Raw genomic sequence first — 19,446 nt, 5'->3', positions numbered from 1 at the left:
AAAAGATAATTGCACTATCATTACAATTTACAGACGATTAAGGTTTTGTTTTTATCGCAATAAATTTAAGATCGGCCACTTCGGCAGTGGGTTTATTCACTACTTTTACTTTCTTAATTGCTGTTGCCGTGATAAAAAAATTAGCCCGATCTGTTATCAATTCATCATTGAGGTATAGGGGTAAGGAGCGATATTTATCTTTAATGCGAAATAAATCAAATAGCTCATCTATTTGATAGATGCTAACGTTACTATATAAATCAAGTTTAACAACGCCATTTTTACTCTTTTCGCCATACAATTGAACTAAACTATCTGATTTTTTAGGAATTGTTAATCGTTCAATATCGCTCACTTGCAACCTCGAACCAAAGTCTCCCGTCGGAAACATGATATATTTATTATTCACAATATAAATTGGTCCTTTTGCGGGATCAACTTTCCTAGCCCCACAATACAATATAATGCTTGTTTCTTTGCCTTTCTCTATCTCTTGACCAAAGCCATTCACAGCACCTAACAATAAAAGAAAAACAATGCCTATTTTTTTCATATCAGGTTTCTTCTACAATTTCTGTAACCCTACCTATCTGCCCATCTTCTAAGCGCACCTTTATTCCCCTTGAATGAAAAGCAGATGAAGTTAATAGATTTTTAACAACTCCATAAGTGATGTTTCCATTTCTTTGGTCTTTCTTTAAAATGATGCCTACTTCTAGGCCTGGGTAAATATCTTTTCTGTTTTGTCCTTGCATATTACTTAACGTATTTTGGAGTGCCCTGGTTTTCTCTTGTTAATGGTTAAGGGAGTTTTTTCAGGTCGATTTCTGGTTTTTTACCTGCTTCTTTTCTGCTAAACATGGTTTTTGCCGGTGTAAAATTAGAAAAGAAACCTCCATTTTTTAAGTAAAAGCTACCAGCTGCCAATCCACCAGCATAATCTTTACGGTAATTTACATTTCCGGTATTATCAGTGGTAAAACGAGCTGTATTTAATTCTGTCCACTTCCCTTTTGTGTCATAAATCCACTGGTTGCTGAACAAGACCTTTCTCGATTGATCGCCATATTCTGGAATAAAATTCTCTAAAAACGAATGTAGACGTTTCAGATAGGTTTGTGTTTTTGGACGTTTGAAGGAAGCAATCAATTGCCACTCATTTAACTCTGGTGCAAAAAAGTAAGCAGTATAAGTTGTGGTGCTGTCTTTGAGATTTTCGACATCTACGGTTCCATCTTTTGGATTTGGTTTTGGCACTGCGGTTCCCGGAACGGCATGTAATAAGAATTTGTAGGTGTTACCTGCCTTCCAATTGTACTTTAAATAGCTTTGGCCACCAGAACCTTCATTACCAAACTCGCCAGTATGTACATCTTTCCCTTTTTTTAACATTTTGATTTTATGACTTTCTGGAATATCCCTTGGATTATCTGTGGTAAATGGGCTCCAAACAGAAAATAAAATCCTTCTTTCTGTTGCCGAATTGACCTGAATGCCAAAATAACCTTCGCCAAAGCCATTGGCCATAAAATACGATCCAATTACATCTTCGCCTTTGGGTACTGTTACTTCGTTATAAAACCATTCGGCATCGGTTTGGGTGGGCAATTGATAGTTTAAATGTACAGACGGCCCTCTTCGGCCCCAGTGAAAAAAGTTGCCTTCATTATTTTTAACATAGGATGTTTGTTCATTAATGGCCGTACCTGATAACATCAAATTTCCAATATTTGGAAATTGTGCTCCTGTTTTTTTCAAGCCTTTTATTTCTATAGCCACATATCCGGTGTCTTTGATCTGCCACTGGCCTACTGGAGCAACAAGGTCCTTGCCTTCGATTATTGAAATGGTTTTATATTGCCCCTTTATCCCGAGGCTGAGCTGATTTTCGCCATTAATTTTAGTCACGTTATTTAACGCAACAGTTAAAGTTCCAGTTTTAACGAAACGGACATACACCTTAAATGTAGTATTGGTATTGCTCCAATTTTCAATTCCATTTCTGGTAATTAATCTTTCATTTACACTATTGGCGTATGCATTGCCTCCTAGAGGCACCACTATGCTTTGTGTTTGTTGCCCAAAAACTAGGGTGTGCAAAAACATCAAGCAGATGATTAAGGAAATTCTATTCATGTTATTTACTAAAACGTTCTTCAAATACTTTTTCTAATGCAAACATTTCATCACGCATACGGGCTGCCATTAAGAAATCCATTTCTTTTGCCGCCTTTTGCATGTCTTTTCTTGTTTTGTCTATGGCTTTTTGCAGTTCGGGCTTGGTCATGTACTGTACAATTGGATCTGCAGCAATGCTCACTTCATCAATTTCTACATAGGCTTTGTTGCGTGCCTTACTTTCAGAGAAATCTAACACTGAACTTTGTTCTATAATTTCTTCTCTGGTTTTGCCCACAGTTTTTGGGGTAATGCCATGTTCCAAGTTATAACTGATCTGTTTTTCTCTCCGCCTATTGGTCTCATCAATGGTTCTCTCCATTGATTGGGTCATGTTATCGGCATACATAATTACGCGGCCTCTATCATTACGTGCGGCACGGCCGATGGTCTGGATCAATGCCCTATCTGATCTTAAAAAGCCCTCTTTATCTGCATCTAAAATGGCTACCAAACTTACTTCTGGCAAGTCCAATCCTTCTCTTAATAGGTTGATCCCTACCAGCACATCAAATTCGCCCAATCGTAACCCACGTAATATTTCTACACGTTCTAGGGTCTTTACTTCCGAGTGGATGTAACGACACTTGATATTTAACCTGTCCATGTACTTGGTTAACTCTTCTGCCATGCGTTTGGTTAGAGTGGTTACCAAAATCCGATCGCCCATTTTAATGGTCTTGTCAATTTCATCTAACAGGTCATCAACTTGGTTAATGGCTGGTCTTACTTCAATAATTGGATCTAACAATCCTGTTGGCCTGATGACCTGTTCAATAACAACACCATCTGTTTTTTCCAGTTCGTAATCTGCAGGGGTTGCACTCACATATATAGTTTGTGGAGCTAAGCGCTCAAATTCATCAAAATTTAAAGGGCGATTGTCTAGCGCTGAAGGTAAACGGAAACCATATTCTACCAACGACATTTTGCGAGAACGGTCACCCCCGTACATGGCCCTGATCTGTGGTACGGTTACATGGCTCTCATCGATCACCATTAAGTAATCGTCTGGAAAATAATCCAATAAACAGAAGGGCCTCATTCCTGGCGAACGGCCATCGAAAAACCTCGAATAATTCTCAATACCTGAACAATAACCGAGTTCTTTCATCATCTCGATATCGAAGTTTACCCTTTCTTCTAAACGTTTGGCTTCTAACAACTGCCTATCATTTAACAATTGGTTTTTACGCAGCTCCAATTCTTCTTGTATGCCCCAAATAGAAGAGTTGAATTTCTCTTTCGGTGTAACAAACAGATTGGCTGGATAAATGGCCATGTCTTCTAGTTTCTCTAATGTTTTACCTGTAATCGGGTCAATTACGCTGAGTTCTTCAATGTCATCGCCAAAAAAAGAAATGCGGTAGGCACTGTCTAAATAAGCTGGAAAAATATCTACGGTATCTCCCTTTACCCTGAAGGTGCCTCTCTTGAAATCGTTAATGGTACGGGCATATAAAATCTCTACCAAACTGTGTAAAAAAGAGTTCCGGCTTATTCTTGTTCCTACACCAAAACGAAAAACCGATTTAGAAAAATCCTCAGGATTTCCCATACCATAAATACAGGAAATGGACGATACGACAATTACATCTCTTCTGCCAGACATTAATGCTGAGGTGGTACGCAAGCGTAGTTTTTCAATTTCTTCATTGATACTTAAATCTTTTTCGATGTAAGTATTAGTGGTGGGCATGTAAGCTTCTGGCTGGTAATAATCGTAATAAGACACAAAATAGTTGACAGCATTTTCTGGAAAGAATTGTTTAAATTCTCCATAGAGCTGTGCGGCCAGGGTTTTGTTGTGGCTCAAGATCAATGTTGGTTTTTGGGTCTGTTCAATTACATTGGCTACAGTAAAGGTTTTACCTGAACCTGTTACCCCCAATAGGGTTTGGTAATGCTCTTCGGCATTGACTCCTTGTACCAATTGTTTGATAGCGTTTGGCTGATCGCCAGTAGGTTTATAGTCTGAGATGAGTTTGAACTTCATTATAGGTAAAGATAAAGATTAATGCGCCATTTGTAAAGTAATTAGTATAAAGACACGGTGGTTCATTAGTATAAAGTAGTAAGTACAAAGTATAAAGACGCAGTAGTTCAATAGTCAATAGTTCATTGGTCATTGGTTCATTAGCATAAAGTAGTAAGTACAAAGTATAAATACTGAGCAAAGCATCTCAATTTTGTGAATATGCTCACATTTTGTGAAGTTCAGGTAGTCATTATTTTATGCTTTTAGCCTTTTGCTTTAAGCTTATCAGCCTTACGCCTTAAACCTTTTACCTTAATATGGGTTGTGGGTTATAGGCTATAGCTTAGGTCTTGAGTTTTATTCGTTCATCTGTCACAGGTTCATAAGAGGCATCTGTTGGTGTCCTCGCCAACGGTTCTTTGGAAGCCAGGTTTGCAGTTTTAATTTATCAATAGGTCTTCGACAGGCTCAGACTGACATTCTTTAATATATTATGGGTTATAAGTTTTACGATCCTTACACCTCAATATGGGTTACCAGTTTGCAGCTTTAAGCCTTCAGCTTTTTGCTTTAAGCTTAAAGCGTTACTAACAAAAAAAGTCCCGATTTGCATCGGGACTTTTTGAGTTTTCTTATTTACTTTTCTTTTCTAATTGCATTGGGTTTGAACCGACTGATTGGCCACGGGCGGGTGCACCACCTGCTCGCATTTTAAACAATTGGAATTTGCTTGGTGCGGCACCTGAGCCCCAAGTATTGTTCGTTTCGTCAATATCGGCGGTTTCACGCATCGGGTCTATTTTAATTGAGGCTACTTCTTTATTCTGTACATAGAATTTAGATGTTTTTTGCTCGTTCAATCTCCAGATCTGTGCAGGTATTCTATCAATGGCTTTTGTACCGTCTTTAAAAGTAAACTCTACAATGATTGGCATTACCAGCCCTCCTTTATTGCTAAAGTTGAGCTCATAAAAGAACTTATCGGCATATTTCGCTTTTTCTTCGGCCGTAAATTCTTCCATTGGCAACCTGGCTGGCTGACTAGCTGGTTTTGGTGCCAAAGTGGTATCAATCTGTACCAGACCTCTATCGTATTTCCAATAGAAATCTCTTGCTGCCAGATCTTTATCGGTATAGAATTTAATATTGCTATTTTCTCTGTTTCTGATTTTAGAAATGTCTTCGAAAGCATTTACTGCAGGTCTGTCTACTCTTATTCCTGTTCTTGCGCCTCCTCTATTGCCACCTGTTGGGCCAGTAAGACCGGCATAATCTGGTTTAGCATATCTTACGCTATCTAAAGCAATATCGCAGGCATCTGTTCCGTAAAACCAACCTCTCCAAAACCAATCTAAGTCTTCGCCACTGGCATCTTCCATGGTTCTGAATAAATCTGCAGGTGTTGGATGTTTAAAGGCCCATCTTCTTGAGTATTCTTTAAAGGCATAATCAAACAACTCTCGTCCCATAATGGTTTCGCGAAGGATATTTAAGGCTGTTGCAGGTTTAGAATAGGCATTTGGTCCGAACTGTACAATATTTTCTGAATTGGACATGATAGGTTCCAATTGGTCTTTCGGTAATTTCATGTAAGGTACAATGGTATAAGCTGGCCCCTTTTTACTCGGAAATTTATTGTCCCAAAGTTCTTCTGTTAGGTATTCTACAAAAGAGTTCAACCCTTCGTCCATCCAGGTCCATTGGCGTTCATCGCTGTTTACAATCATCGGGAAAAAGTTGTGTCCCACTTCGTGGATCACTACACCCAACATGCCATTTTTAGTGCTTTCGCTATAGGTTCCATCCGCATCCGTACGACCATAATTGAAACAGATCATCGGATATTCCATCCCGTTGGCAGCTTCGATACTTTGTGCTACAGGGTATGGATAAGGAATGGTAAAATCTGAATAGGTTTTAATGGTATGGGCCACTGCACGGCTAGAAAATTTGCTGTACAAGTGATAGGCTTCTTTGCCATAAAAACTCATGCACATTACATTTTTACCTGCAATGGGTTGTGCCATGGCATCCCAAATAAATTTACGAGAAGCTGTCCATGCAAAATCTCGTACATTGTTGGCCTGAAAAACCCAAGTTTTTTTGGCTTCTGATTTTTTAGTCTCTGCGGTTTTGGCTTCGGCGAGGGTTACAATTTCTACAGGTGCTACGGTACTGGTTGTTGCTTTGTTGTACCTAGCCAATTGCGTTGGGGTTAACACTGCAGCATAGTTGATACACTCTCCTGTTGAACCTACCATATGATCGGCAGGTACGGTCATCTGTACCTTAAAATTACCAAAGGTTAAAGCAAACTCGCCTCTACCTGTAAACTGGTGGTTTTGCCAACCCTGAAAATCGCTATACACACACAAACGTGGATACCATTGGGTCATGGTGAAGAGATAGTTTCCATCTTCTGGAAAAAACTCATAACCACCACGGCCACCACCTGCAATTCTGTCGGTAATTTTGTAATTCCAATCGATATTGAAAACAAATTGAGCTCCCGATTTTAAAGCAGGCACTTCTACACGCATCATCGTTTTATTGATGGTGTAACTTAATTTTTTACCTGTTGCATCGGTTAATTTGGTGATGGTAATTCCATAACCATTGTCGCCTTGCGTGGCTGCATTACTCAGGTCATCAACCTGTTTTGTACTTCCGCCTTGCGGCATTTTGGTGCTGCTCTGGTAATTGGCATTGCGCAGGTTGTTGTGTTCGTTTTCATCCAACTGGATCCAGATATAAGTCAATACATCTGGCGAGTTGTTGTAATAGGTAATGGTTTCGCTGCCTTTTAGGGTCAGCTTTTTCTCGTCCAATTCGCATTTGATGTTGTAATCGGCTCGTTGTTGCCAATATTTTACACCTGGTGCTCCGCTTGCCGTACGCTGCTCGTTGGGCGTAGTTAAAATGGTGCCCAATTGTTCAAACTTGTTGCCATGGTTACTACCAGGGTTGTTCTGGATGTTTTGAGCTGATACCACCTGGCTGGTTAGGCCCATTAATACCAAAAATTTGTAGCATTTATTCATTGTATAAAAATTAAAAAGGTATTCTCTCTAAGGCCATTTGAAGGGCTAGGCTAAACACAGCTGCTGATATAAATATAACCCACTCTCTCCGTTTGATCCTAAAAAAGGAAAGACCGAGCCAAGTAAGTAGTAAAATGATGATCACAAAAAATAGTTGTCCGAATTCTAGACCGATGTTAAAACCAAACAGCCCCCAACCTATGTTTTGGTCTTTGGCTAACATCATCCGAACGGAATTGGCAAAACCCATACCATGGATTAGCCCAAACAATAAGGCGAGATAGTAATTTGTATTGACGCCTTTGGTTGAAAAATCTTTTTTAAAAAGGTTACTAAACGCAGTGATAAAAATAGTGCAGGGAATTAAAAACTCTACCCATTTGCTCGAAAAACGGATCACATCTAACACACTCAGCAATAAGGTTAAGGAGTGGCCAATTGTAAATGCAGTTACCAATATCAATACCTGTTTTAGATTTTTAGCGGTGTAAACTGCGACCAAAGCCAAGATAAACAATTGGTGGTCTAACGCATCTAAACTTACAATATGAGTCCAACCCAACTTAAAATAAAAGAAAAAATCGCTTAGTGGCATCGGGTATAGTTAGGTTTAATGCAAATAGCACTGTATGTTTACAACACTAAATTAATTTCTTTTTTGTTTATAAACGAAACTTTGTTGCATATGAACCTTTTTTATTCAAAATTGTTACTTGTTTTGATGCTTTTGCCTTTGGGCGAAGGACTTAAAGCGGATAAACATCCTTTACATGTAAGCACCACAGAGCTCAATTTTAATGCAAAAGAAAAAAGTTTAGAGATCAGTTGCCGCATTTTTACCGATGATTTTGAAACTATCCTAGCCAAACAGTTTAAAACCAAAACAGATTTGGCTAAACCTGCTATGCACAAAGCGATGGACGAGCTGATTAAAAAATACATGAATGCCCATTTGCAGTACACTGTTAATGGAAAAGCTGCAACGGCCACTTATGTAGGTTTTGAGATAGACCATGAAGCTACCAATGTTTATTTGGAGATTGACAATATTGCTACTTTACAAAGCATTAAGTTAAGCAATACCATTTTGTACGATCTATTTGACGACCAACTGAACATTTTACATGTAGAGAAACTAGGGACTAGAAAAAGTACAAAGGCAAGTTATCCCAATCGGGAGATGAGTGTTGGTTTTTAGTGCTTAGTTGATAGTCCATGGTCCATGGTCAATAGTTGATGGTTTATCTGGTGAGCAATTCAGCAATTACTAGTTATTGATCAAATCGTCGTTGTTTACTCCTTTTTTCTTGGTTAGGTTTTCTTTTAACTTGCCGAAATTATAGGTAAAACCAAAGTATATTACGCGATAAGGTGTTGTAACGGTCGATCTTGTACTGAAATTCGCATCTTCTGTATAGGATCTATTGGTAAACCATTTGTTAAAAAACCGATTGAAATTAATTGAGGTAGTCAGTTTTTTATCGAACAATTGGGCACCAATATTCATCTGATAATATGGAAATGCTTTTGTTGTGTTGATTAAACTATAAGCTGGTCTGCTAATGCCCCCATTGCCGCTTAAAAATAACGATTTATATACCGTATAGGTGAAAAAACCGTATACCTGCCCACTAAGTCCTTCTTCGTGCTGCGTAGATACCAATGTATTTTCTATTTTGTTGTAGCGCAGGGTTCCGCCAAAACCGCCATTGAATTTTTTCAGGTTGGTAGAAAGTGCAACCGACATACTTGCATCTCTATTTTTACCTGTATTGCCATACTGTGTAGTGCTAATGCCAGAAGCTGGCTTAAATGTAGTGTATTGTACAATCATATTTCCCGAATAGGATGCACTTAGGCCAAATGAGATAAAAGTAGGTCCTTTTACCAGGCGATTTTGAAAAGATAAGGTATGTATGGTTTGTGCACTCAAGTTGGGATTGCCAAAAGAGATGTTTAAGGGATCGTTGTTATTTATAAATGGATTAAGCGTATTGATGTATGGACGCTGCAAGCGTTTGGTATAGCCCAATACAATGGTATAATCTTTACCCAGCTTGGTATTCATTGAAAAATCTGGAATTAATGAAGTATAATTTTGCTTGACATTGGTGTTGGAGCTAAAAAAATCGCCATCTACTGTAGTGTGTTCGAGGCGAAGACCAGTTCTAAAGTTGAGCTTCTGTAGACTAAAAGACAGAGAACCGTAGCCACTGTACACTTGTTGTTTGTAGGCAAAGCTATTCGAATTGGAGTAATCTGGTTCAAAAGGTTCGTTTGCATTGGTTTTGCTTAGGCTCAAATAATCTGCATCAGCATCTCTAAAAATGAATTTTGCACCTGTCTCTAATTTCATCGATTTGGCCAATGGTTCTATGTAGTCTGTTTGTAAAGTATATTCCCTGTTTTTAGAATAACTATCGTTTTGCCTAAACAAGTTGCTGTTTGCCATAGCCATCAAACTTGTATTGAGGCCATCGTTTTTGCTAAACTGACCATTGAATCTAAAACTTAACTCCCTATCGGTATTCCCTTTAAATTTCTTGATAAAATCACTTCCAAGTCCAAATGTTGGGATATTGTTTTTTACATTTTGCGTAAAAAGGCTGTGCTGAGAGGCTGCATTGGCAAAGTCGGTTGTAATGTTTTGGTCGAACCTACTTTTATTGTTGCCACCACCAATATTGGCATAGGCTACTATGGTTTGTAGGCTATCAAGGTTATAACTCATCTCCAGGTTTCCATCATTTGAAAAACGGTTGGTTACACGTTCTCCCTCTAAATACCTTCTTTGGTAAAACGACGATTGCAAAGGCAGGGTTTCGCTGGTTAGACCTGCCCTGTTGTTGTAATTACCACTTAAAAAATAAGTACCTGTAATGGCAAAATTACCCGAACGGATACTGAGGTTTGTACTGGTCTGATAATTAATATTCGAATAATAGGCACTTAAAAACCCATTATAGCCCATCACACCTTTTTTGGTAATGATGTTAATCAGTCCGCCAATACCTTCTGCATCATATTTGGCAGAAGGGGCGGTAATGATTTCAATTTTATCAACCACCAAGCCGGGAAAGCCCCGCAAAGCATCTTTGGTATTTTGTGCAAACATGGCCGTTTCACGTCCGTTTAATAACACCTTATAATTGGTTTGTCCGTTCAATTGTACATTACCCTCTCCATCAACACTCAACATGGGTACTCGTCTAAAAATATCGCTCAGGTTTTCGCCTTTGGCCATTGGATCTTGCGCTACATTGTATACCAATTTGTCTTTATCTTGAGAAATTAAAGATCTTTGGCCTGTTACGGTAATCTGTTTCAATTGGTTGACCAATGGTTTCAACAACCATATTTTTAAGGAGCTAGCCATTGTTTGGTCGATCTTGATTTTTTGGGCAAGCTTGGCATAGCCGAAGAGTTGTAATGAAAGGAGGTAAGTTCCTGTGTCTATGTTAAGGGTAAATTGCCCTATTGAATCTGACAGTGCATTTACCACCACGGCTTTTGTAGCATCATTCTTTTGCAAAAGAATACTGGCATAGGCAATGGGTTGTAACGTGGTACTGTCTTTAACCATACCTTGGTATTTAATTTTTTCTTGTGCTGTTGCTGTTAAAACCCAAAAGGATAATAAAAGCAAAATCCCAATAAATACGAAATATTTCGTAGATTTATGCTGAGCGAATACAGTTGAGTTAGATATTTTCTTCATGGGTAGCTGTTTAATTAATTATCGTTTTTTAAAAGACACCACAAAAAATAAAGTGTGACAATTACTTTAAAAAAAATTTAACGTTTTGTGACGTATCAATCTACGTTTGATAAAGTAGACTAACGAAAATACTACTAATTAGTTAATAACAAAACTAATTGATTAGTAAATATGTAACTTTTTCGTTTCAAAAAGAAGATTTATATCCGCTCACCTTACTAAATAAAACAAGTTATTATAAAGCAAAAAAGTTTTGATACTTTTTACGACACCAAAACTTTTTGTCGTTTAAAACACAAGTGGGATGATTGTGATAGAGGGGGTATGCTGGAAAATTGTTAATACAATATTCTGTCATTTTTGTATAAAAGAATTGATATAAATATTTTTTGCTGTCGGTAAATCATCACATATTTTCCTAAGATCAATTATTTGTTTTTCATACGATGTCTTATCAAATAAGTAGAGAAAGAAATAAGGCACTAAACTATCATGACCATCATTTGTTTTCAGTATTATTTTACAATCATCCTCAGAGAAATCGGACATATAAAGTCTATAGGAAAAATATCTTCTCCAAAAAATTAATTCTATGTTATTATGATAATACTCCAACCCCTTATCGATTGTTGGCATAAAATTTTTCTCTCCAATTACACTCCACTCATCGGGAATATGATTTGGGTCATTAAATTCAATTTGCTCAGTTGCAAAAGACCAATATAGAAAAGCTAGGTTTATGAAATAATCAAGTGGGGGAAAGGTATTTGTATCTATTTCTTCCTTATAGTATTTAACAGCTTCCAAATACTGTTTTTCTATATCTTTTGTTATTGCTTTATTCATTTTCTTTATTATTTAGCCACTAAATTTACACCTGCATTAATAATCTTACCATTGAATGTTTGAACCCAAACTTGTTTTCCATTATTAAATGTTTGAGCAACCCCCTATCTGGCGCAAGAGTCTCCTTGTACCAATATACTAAGCTATAATTGAAAAGATAGGATTTATTGAACGTTTAAATTTATTTCTGAACTGGCATTCTAAAATAAAGCCTTTCTTCAAACTAGCCCAAAACAACATTTAAAGGAGCTACCTATTGCATTCACAAATCAGCTATTAACCTTCTACTGAAATGTTAATTTTTAATTAAAAATAATGGCGCAACATTTAACTTTTAAGAATAACTTTAAACATGCAATTACTCATTTACATCCCTAAGGTTACGCCTCGGATTAAGTATATTTTCAATTTTATCTTTAGGGAGATATTGAGCTGCGATTTTGAGTTGACAAGTATCGCTGAAGATTTTATACAAAGCACTTTACCTAAAATGAGTTATGCTGATGCACCGCTAGATGAAGAGTTGTTCTTTGCTTGCGCACCTTTATTGACACAATATCAGATTGAACCGATTGCCATTCATACCACTACATTTGGCGACCAGAAAGTTCCCTTTGCTGTAACCAATGGCACCTTACCTTTTGATATTTTTGCAGCCTCTTTTTATTTTTTAAGTAGATATGAAGAATACCTACCTTTTGCCGCTGATGAACATCAACGTTTTCCGGCTGAACAAAGTTTGCAACATCAACTTGGTCTACTTGAGTTTCCTGTAATTGATGGATGGGCATTGATCTTAAAGAACATTTTGCTTAAAAAATTTCCCGTCTTAATTTTTGGCAAAAGGAAATTCAAATTTGTGCCAACCATTGATGTAGACCGGGCCTATCATTTTCGTTCCAGTGGCCTCATTAAAAATACAGCTCGTTTTTTAAGGGCAGCCATAAACCTTAATACCGAAAAAATTGCGGCCATTGTTAGCACAGGAATAGGCTTGAACGATCCTTTCGATACTTATGAGTACCTGGCCGACATCCATCAACAATACCAATTAAAGCCCATCTTCTTTTTTCTGCTGGCTAAACATGGCCATGAAGAGTTTGACCAAAATATCAACCCGGAGAACGAAGCTTTTAAAACCTTGATTGCTAAAGTAGCCAAAGAAGCCCAAATTGGCCTTCACCCCTCTTATGCTTCTACCATTGAAACCCAAAAGATAAGTGAGGAACTGCTCACCTTACAACAACTCACTAATAAAAAAGTAGATCAATCACGTCAGCATTTTTTAAAGATCCAGTTGCCTCAAACCTACCTTCAATTGATCAAAGTGGGCATCCATCATGATTATTCGATGGGTTATTCTTCTAAAATTGGATTTAGGGCCGGCACTTGTACTCCTTTCTTTTGGTACGATTTGCAACTTGAAAAACAGACCCATTTAAAGATCCATCCATTTATGGTGATGGATGTAACCCTACAACAGTATTTAAAGCTGAGACCTGAGCAAACCAATCAGAAAATAGATGAACTCCTCTCTAGTGTAAAATTGGTAAATGGTACTTTTTGTAGTTTGTGGCACAATGAATCGCTTTCTGAAACTGGCAGATGGAGAGGTTGGAAAGCTGTTTATGAAGAGATGTTAAAAAATTCCTTAGCCTAAAATAAACGTCGATTATTGCATTCATTATCACTTTTTGTTCAAAATTCGTTATCTTTAGCTTATGATCTTCGACCTCAGTAAAACAGATTCTATTGCCAATACTTTCATCGCTGAACTCAGAGATGAGGTGATCCAAAAAGATTCCATGCGTTTTCGTAAAAATTTAGAACGTTTGGGGGCTTTTTTCGCTTACGAAATCAGCAAAACACTTGTTTATACAGAAATTGATACGCAAACTCCACTTGGTATTGCCAAAAGTAAAGTACTTAGTCAACAACCTGTTTTGGCCACCATTTTAAGAGCTGGTATCCCCATGCAACAAGGTTTGTTAAGTGTTTTTGATCAGGCTGAAGCTGCTTTCATTACTGCTTATCGCAAAACAAAAAAGAGTGGCGATTTCATTATCCAGATGGAACACATTTCTGCTCCAGATCTCGAAGACAAAACAGTAATCCTTGTCGACCCGATGTTGGCAACAGGCTTAAGTATGGTACTTTGTGCCAAAGAACTGATTAATCGCTATCAAATTAAAAAACTCCATATCATAGCTGCCATTGCCAGTACCGAAGGGGTAAAACATGTACGGGCAAATTTACCAAAGGCCGATTTATGGTTGGGTGCCATTGACGAGGAGATGACCAGCAAATCTTACATTGTACCTGGCTTGGGCGATGCCGGAGATCTCGCTTATGGAACTAAGGCTTAATATTGTTAATCGGGATTTGTAATCCTGATTTGTCTAACTTGCAGGTTTGCAACCTACTTTAACCAGCTGAACCAGACTAATTAAACCCGATTGGAGTGTAAAGCCCACAATGTAGCGCAGCGAAATGAGGACTTGGAACGAAAGGCGGGACTAACATTGAAAAAAGCACTGAACCTGCTTTACTCATCAAACCAAAAGCTTAAAATTTGATACGCTTCATCTGATCTCTTAACACATAGGAACATAGTAGGCATAGATTTAGTCGCCCCTATCTTGTAAAAGAATATCGTGCTGGGCCTGTGGTAGCATTTTTTCGTTAGTCGGGATTTTAAATCCCGACTAGCAAAATAAAAAAGCAGGCTGTTTCTTCGCTCTTTGCCAAAAAACTTTGCGACCTTTGGTCTTAATGATCAAGCATATTTTCTTCGACCTCGACCATACCATTTGGGATTTTGACCGCAATGCACAAGAGACCCTTTTAGAACTTTACGAAGCTTATGAACTCAAAGCTTTGGGACTTCATTCTGCCCAAGATTTTATTGACCGATACACAGAGAACAACCATCAACTTTGGGCAAAATACCATTTGGGAGAAATTACCAAAGAAACCTTAAGGACAGAACGTTTTAGAAATACTTTTCTTGAACTTGGCGTAAGTCCAGAACTGGTACCCCAACAATTTGAAGATGATTATGTAAGGATCAGTCCTACCAAAACCCATTTATTTGCCGGAGCAGAGAAAGTGCTCACTTATCTTCAAAAGAAGTATCAATTGCACATCATTTCTAATGGTTTTAAAGAAACTACCTTGACTAAAATGGAGGTGTCGGGCTTAAATCCATATTTTACCCAAGTCATTATTTCTGAAGATGTAGGTGTGAACAAGCCCAATAAAGCCATTTTCGAACATGCTTTAGCCAAAGCTGCTGCAGAAAAACAGGAGAGTATTATGATTGGAGATAGTTTGGAGGCCGACATTCGTGGCGCACAGGCTTTTGGTTTAAGCGCCATCTTCTTTAACCCTTTAAATGTTGAAAAACCAGCTGATGTAACGTGGCAGATTTCCAACCTTGAAGAATTATTAAACCACTTTTAACATTTCTTAACAATTATCGGTTTAATGTTTGAACATGTTGAGGTACACACAAATGAACCCATATGAAACCTTACATCCTTTTAATGCTGGCCCTACTCGGTGCACAGCTAAGTTTAGCACAAAACAACCGCAGCAAAGCCGAAGTATTTATCCAAATTGAAGATCAAGGCAATTTTACCGTTTATTTAGACGATGAATTTGTAGGGTCGGCCAACGGGCGATTTAGATTTTACGATGTTTACAATACCCGACCTACACTGTCTATTTTACAAGGCAACAAAAGAATTTTCAGTACCAAAATTGATCTTCAGCTAGACCAACGATTGATATTAAATTATTCTCTAAGGCGAGGTCTTCAGTTTTACAAAGAATTGAGCATCTATAAGGACAGACAATATGCCTTAAACGATTTTGACGATTATAGCAATAATTTTAATACAGGGATTGTTCCGCCAACAAAACCTCGTCCGACAGAAAATAGCAAGGCTTTTAACGACCTGAGCATTCTAATAAAAAAGGAGTCTTTTGATGATGATAAAATTAAATTGATTCAAGCTTATGTTGCATACAATGATTTGTCTACGATACAAGTGGCCATCTTGTTAAAAAGCATAATAAACGACGACAAAAAATTAAGCTTGGCGAAAAGTTTAACCCCTGCAATTAGTGATATACAGAATTACTATACCTTAAAAGAGTCTTTCACTTTTATAAGTACGAAAGATAATTTTATTAACTTTTTAAACAGTAGGCCAAAACCAAGAGCAGAGCAGGGTTCAAGTTTGGCTGCTGATTTTGAGCAATTAAAATCTGCTGTTAAACGAGAGGCTTTTGATGATGATAAAACGAAATTGATCCAAGCTGCATTCCAAAATAAATCGCTATCTACAGGCCACATGGACGTATTATTGAGGCTTTATACTTTTGAAGACAAAGCTTTGATCTGCGCCAAATGGGCCTACCGCTATGTAAATGATCAACAAAACTATTTTACCTTAAAAGACGTATTTAAATACAAAACCAACCAAGATGCCCTACTTGATTTTATAAGTAAGCGATAAATATAGTTTAACTTTACTTTATGAACATAGCCAAAGTTTATCGATCGATCCTCAAAATTGTAAATGCTTATCAGGTAAAGTTGAACAAACTTGACGATGATGATTTTATTTTAACTCCACCCATTGGTGGATGGAGTTATAGTGAGGTGTATGCTCATATTTTCGATTCTAGCTTACTTTCTTTAATGGCCTTAAACAACTGTATTAAAGGTGAGGGTGAAAAACAACCTACCTTATTTGGCGCAAAAATGGTCTTGTTTTTTGGCACCTTGCCACCTGGTAAAAAGTATAAAGTTCCTAAAAGATTGGCCGAAAGAGTGAAGAAAATCAACATTATGGCAGCACAACAATTTATTACAGATTTCGAGCTCCAGTTAGGGAAAACCTTCCCTCAGATTAACAGCGCCAATCCAAAAATAAAAGTTAAACACCCTAGACTAGGTTACCTCAATGCTAAGCAATGGTTACGATTTACCGAAGTGCATTTGAACCATCACTTAAAACAATTGAAACGGATAGAAAATAGTTTTGAGTTAGCAAGGTAATTTTCACATCTTTGAATAATTAGCGCTTTAAATTATGAAACAGGTTTTATATCTATGTTGTGTGGTAGGCTTAATGGCCTGTAATTCTAAAAAACCAGAATCTACACAAACTTATGCGGCAACACCAACAGGCTTACAGGGCATTCAGAATAGTGCGCCAAGTGTTCCTGCTGCAGCAACTGGCCAAACCACAGGCAATGCTGGTGTTAATCCACCTCACGGTGCTCCTGGCCATCGTTGCGACATTGCAGTAGGTGCCTCGTTAAATGCAGCCCCATCAACACCTGTTACGCCAACAGTTAACCCACAACCTATCAATACCACAGTACCTGCGGTAACACCAACAACAGCACCTGTTGAAGCAGTAGTACCTAGCAGTGGACAAAAATTGAACCCTAAACATGGCGAACCTGGCCACCGTTGCGAAATAGCTGTAGGTGCTCCTTTAGATTCGAAACCTCAAACCACAACAACTACAACCACACCAAAAGCCGTTGATGTTAAGTTACCAGCCAACTTACCAAAAGAAGCTAAGAATGGTGTAAAACTGAACCCTAAACATGGTGCACCTGGCCATCGCTGCGAAATTGCAGTTGGCGCACCACTTACTTAATAACTCAATGATTTTACGATCTTTGCTTGAATGAAACTACCCAAGATAAATGGTTTTGATGAGCAGGCCTTAAACAAGTATTTTAAAAATACAGGTTTATTGATGTTAGGCAGGGTAGGCAGTATGGCCATTAAAATGCTGACCACCATTCATGTGGCCAATTACCTTTTACCAGAGCGGAATGGTGTTTTAAGTACCTCTACCTCTTACGTTTTTCTATTTGCAGCCTTGGCTGGATTGGGTTTAGATAGTTTCATTGTTAAAGAGCTGCACCAGTTTCCCAAACAAAGAGATACCATTTTAGGTACCTCATTTTTATTAAAGATATTTGCCGGATTGTTATGTATCCCCATCATCTTTATTGCTTGGCAATTGTTTCCCCTTACCAATATCCCCTACTTATTTATCCTTATTTTATCATTTGTAGGGCTGTTTCAATCCTTTACCATTATCGATTCGTACTTCCAATCTGAAGTACAGTCTAAATATATCATGCAGGTGCAGATTATTGGCAACATTGTTTCTGCAGGCATTAAAATCCTATTGGTTTACCTTGCTGCAGACATCATGTATTTTATCTATGCTTATGCATTTGATATTTTGATCCTGTCTATAGGCTATTTTGTTACTTATCAGCGAAAAGGTCGCAGTGTTTTCAATTGGAAATACGACCACCAACTAGCCAAAAAATTATTGCACCTTTCTTGGCCATTGATCATTTCGGGTATTATGGTATCTGTGTACATGAAGATTGATGTGATCATGCTCAAAGAGATTTTAGGCGATGATGTTGGCACCAAAGCCTCTGGTGCTTACGCAACTGTAGTGATGTTTAGTGAGGCGCTGAACTTTGTGCCTGTGGCCATTGTCACCTCTCTTTTCCCCGCCATTCTAAATGCCCGCAGAGACGACCCTCAACGTTATCAAAAACGACTTCAAAATCTGTTCGATTTGATGATATGGTTAAGTTTGGCATTTGCCATCTTCATCACCATTGCTTCACCATTAATTTATCAATCATTTAAACCTCAGTATGTAGCTGCAGCACCCGTTTTGGCCGTACACGTTTGGGGCAGCTTGTTTGTGTTCTTAGGTGTAGCCAGTGGTCAGTTTTTAATAGCCGAAGGTTTTAACAAGCTTACCTTTATCCGTACTGGTCTTGGTGCCATTGTCAATATTATTTTAAACTTTTTATTGATCCCAAAAATGGGGATGATGGGAACGGCCATTGCTACAGTAGTGGCTTACTTTTCTGCTACTTTTTTAATTCTTTTTATCCCTAAAACACGCCCGCAAGGAATAATGATGTTAAAATCACTATTTTTGGTCTCCGCATTTCAAAAAATATTTAAACGTTGAGTAAATTTAAAGCATTAGCAGATCTAATTGGTAAGCCAAAAAGGCTGAACGCCCTGTTATCTTATGGACATAAAGGCTATTTGGCCACTATTGGTTGGTTCACCGCATTTGATACCCATCAAGCCGTAGATGAAGCAGAACAACCCTTACCATGGGTAACTTATTCGTTCATCGATTTCATCAAAACTCGACTAAACAAAGAGCTTGCTATTTTTGAATATGGTTCTGGCAACTCTACTTTATTCTACGCCAAACGTGTAAAAAAAGTAGTTTCTGTAGAACATGATGAAGCTTGGTTCAATAAAATTGTAAAAGAAAAAGCCAGCAATGCTGAAATGATTTTTACCCAGCTTGAAAAAGGTGGAGAATACAGTCAGAAAGCAAAATTATTAGCAGAAAAATTCGATGTCATTATTGTAGATGGTAGAGATCGGGTAAACTGTTGTAAACACAGTGTTGATGCTTTAACAAGCAATGGTGTTTTGGTTTTAGACGATTCGGAACGTGAAATATACCAAGAAGCCAGAACATTTTTAACCGAAAAAGGATTTAAAGAACTTCCATTTACTGGCATTTCTCCAGGTCTATTTTACAACAAGGCCACTTCTGTTTTTTACAAGGCCGATAATTGTTTAGGCATTTAAT

General features: G+C 37.8%; 17 protein-coding genes. 9 read left to right on the top strand and 8 right to left on the bottom strand.

Annotated features, from left to right (window positions below):
• Positions 1 to 37: 37 nt before the first annotated feature.
• The 6 genes from AQF98_RS18795 to AQF98_RS18770 form a co-directional block, all read right to left on the bottom strand.
• Positions 38 to 553, bottom strand: coding sequence for a hypothetical protein (locus tag AQF98_RS18795; protein ID WP_055133495.1), 516 nt, complete (start codon positions 551 to 553; stop codon positions 38 to 40).
• Between the two features lies 1 nt (position 554).
• Entirely contained in the window at positions 555 to 755 is a 201-nt protein-coding gene (locus AQF98_RS18790) for a YwbE family protein (RefSeq protein ID WP_055133494.1), read from the bottom strand.
• Positions 756 to 801: 46 nt separating this feature from the next.
• Positions 802 to 2,136 (bottom strand): DUF5077 domain-containing protein, encoded by a 1,335-nt coding sequence (locus AQF98_RS18785; protein ID WP_055133493.1) that lies wholly within the window; start codon positions 2,134 to 2,136, stop codon positions 802 to 804.
• A 1-nt stretch (position 2,137) separates the two neighbouring features.
• On the bottom strand, positions 2,138 to 4,174 hold the full coding sequence (gene uvrB, locus AQF98_RS18780) for an excinuclease ABC subunit UvrB (RefSeq protein ID WP_055133492.1): 2,037 nt from the start codon (positions 4,172 to 4,174) through the stop codon (positions 2,138 to 2,140).
• 614 nt (positions 4,175 to 4,788) lie between these two features.
• A complete protein-coding gene (locus AQF98_RS18775) occupies positions 4,789 to 7,197 on the bottom strand; it encodes a M1 family metallopeptidase (protein ID WP_055133491.1) in 2,409 nt (802 codons plus the stop codon).
• A gap of 10 nt (positions 7,198 to 7,207) precedes the next feature.
• The gene (locus tag AQF98_RS18770) at positions 7,208 to 7,792 is read right to left on the bottom strand and encodes a HupE/UreJ family protein (RefSeq protein WP_055133490.1); all 585 of its coding nucleotides are present in this window, start codon (positions 7,790 to 7,792) and stop codon (positions 7,208 to 7,210) included.
• A 90-nt stretch (positions 7,793 to 7,882) separates the two neighbouring features.
• Between AQF98_RS18770 and AQF98_RS18765 the strand changes: the two genes are divergently transcribed.
• Entirely contained in the window at positions 7,883 to 8,395 is a 513-nt protein-coding gene (locus AQF98_RS18765; protein WP_055133489.1) for a DUF6702 family protein, read from the top strand.
• 69 nt (positions 8,396 to 8,464) lie between these two features.
• On the opposite strand, the gene AQF98_RS18760 is transcribed toward AQF98_RS18765, so the two are convergent.
• Complete coding sequence (locus tag AQF98_RS18760) at positions 8,465 to 10,915, bottom strand: outer membrane beta-barrel protein (RefSeq protein ID WP_055133488.1); 2,451 nt, start codon at positions 10,913 to 10,915, stop codon at positions 8,465 to 8,467.
• A gap of 354 nt (positions 10,916 to 11,269) precedes the next feature.
• Complete coding sequence (locus tag AQF98_RS18755) at positions 11,270 to 11,761, bottom strand: hypothetical protein (protein WP_055133487.1); 492 nt, start codon at positions 11,759 to 11,761, stop codon at positions 11,270 to 11,272.
• Between the two features lie 352 nt (positions 11,762 to 12,113).
• Between AQF98_RS18755 and AQF98_RS18750 the strand changes: the two genes are divergently transcribed.
• The 8 genes from AQF98_RS18750 (at position 12,114) to AQF98_RS18715 (ending at position 19,445) form a co-directional block, all read left to right on the top strand.
• Positions 12,114 to 13,421, top strand: a complete 1,308-nt coding sequence (locus AQF98_RS18750) for a polysaccharide deacetylase family protein (RefSeq protein WP_152969760.1) — start codon at positions 12,114 to 12,116, stop codon at positions 13,419 to 13,421.
• A 61-nt stretch (positions 13,422 to 13,482) separates the two neighbouring features.
• Positions 13,483 to 14,127: a uracil phosphoribosyltransferase gene (gene upp / locus AQF98_RS18745; RefSeq protein WP_055133485.1), complete on the top strand. Its 645-nt coding sequence runs from the start codon at positions 13,483 to 13,485 to the stop codon at positions 14,125 to 14,127.
• Positions 14,128 to 14,533: 406 nt separating this feature from the next.
• A complete protein-coding gene (locus AQF98_RS18740) occupies positions 14,534 to 15,223 on the top strand; it encodes a YjjG family noncanonical pyrimidine nucleotidase (RefSeq protein WP_055133484.1) in 690 nt (229 codons plus the stop codon).
• Between the two features lie 62 nt (positions 15,224 to 15,285).
• Positions 15,286 to 16,284, top strand: a complete 999-nt coding sequence (locus tag AQF98_RS18735; protein WP_055133483.1) for a DUF4476 domain-containing protein — start codon at positions 15,286 to 15,288, stop codon at positions 16,282 to 16,284.
• Between the two features lie 20 nt (positions 16,285 to 16,304).
• Entirely contained in the window at positions 16,305 to 16,829 is a 525-nt protein-coding gene (locus tag AQF98_RS18730; protein ID WP_055133482.1) for a DinB family protein, read from the top strand.
• Positions 16,830 to 16,863: 34 nt separating this feature from the next.
• Positions 16,864 to 17,442, top strand: coding sequence for a hypothetical protein (locus AQF98_RS18725; protein ID WP_055133481.1), 579 nt, complete (start codon positions 16,864 to 16,866; stop codon positions 17,440 to 17,442).
• Positions 17,443 to 17,472: 30 nt separating this feature from the next.
• Positions 17,473 to 18,801, top strand: coding sequence for a flippase (locus AQF98_RS18720; RefSeq protein WP_055133480.1), 1,329 nt, complete (start codon positions 17,473 to 17,475; stop codon positions 18,799 to 18,801).
• Positions 18,798 to 19,445, top strand: coding sequence for a class I SAM-dependent methyltransferase (locus AQF98_RS18715; protein WP_055133479.1), 648 nt, complete (start codon positions 18,798 to 18,800; stop codon positions 19,443 to 19,445). The genes AQF98_RS18720 and AQF98_RS18715 overlap by 4 nt, the downstream gene beginning before the upstream one ends.
• Position 19,446: the final 1 nt, after the last annotated feature.

Origin of the sequence: Pedobacter sp. Hv1, assembly GCF_001412215.1 — a bacterium.
GTDB lineage: Bacteria > Bacteroidota > Bacteroidia > Sphingobacteriales > Sphingobacteriaceae > Pedobacter.
This window is presented reverse-complemented; position numbering and strand designations above follow the sequence as displayed.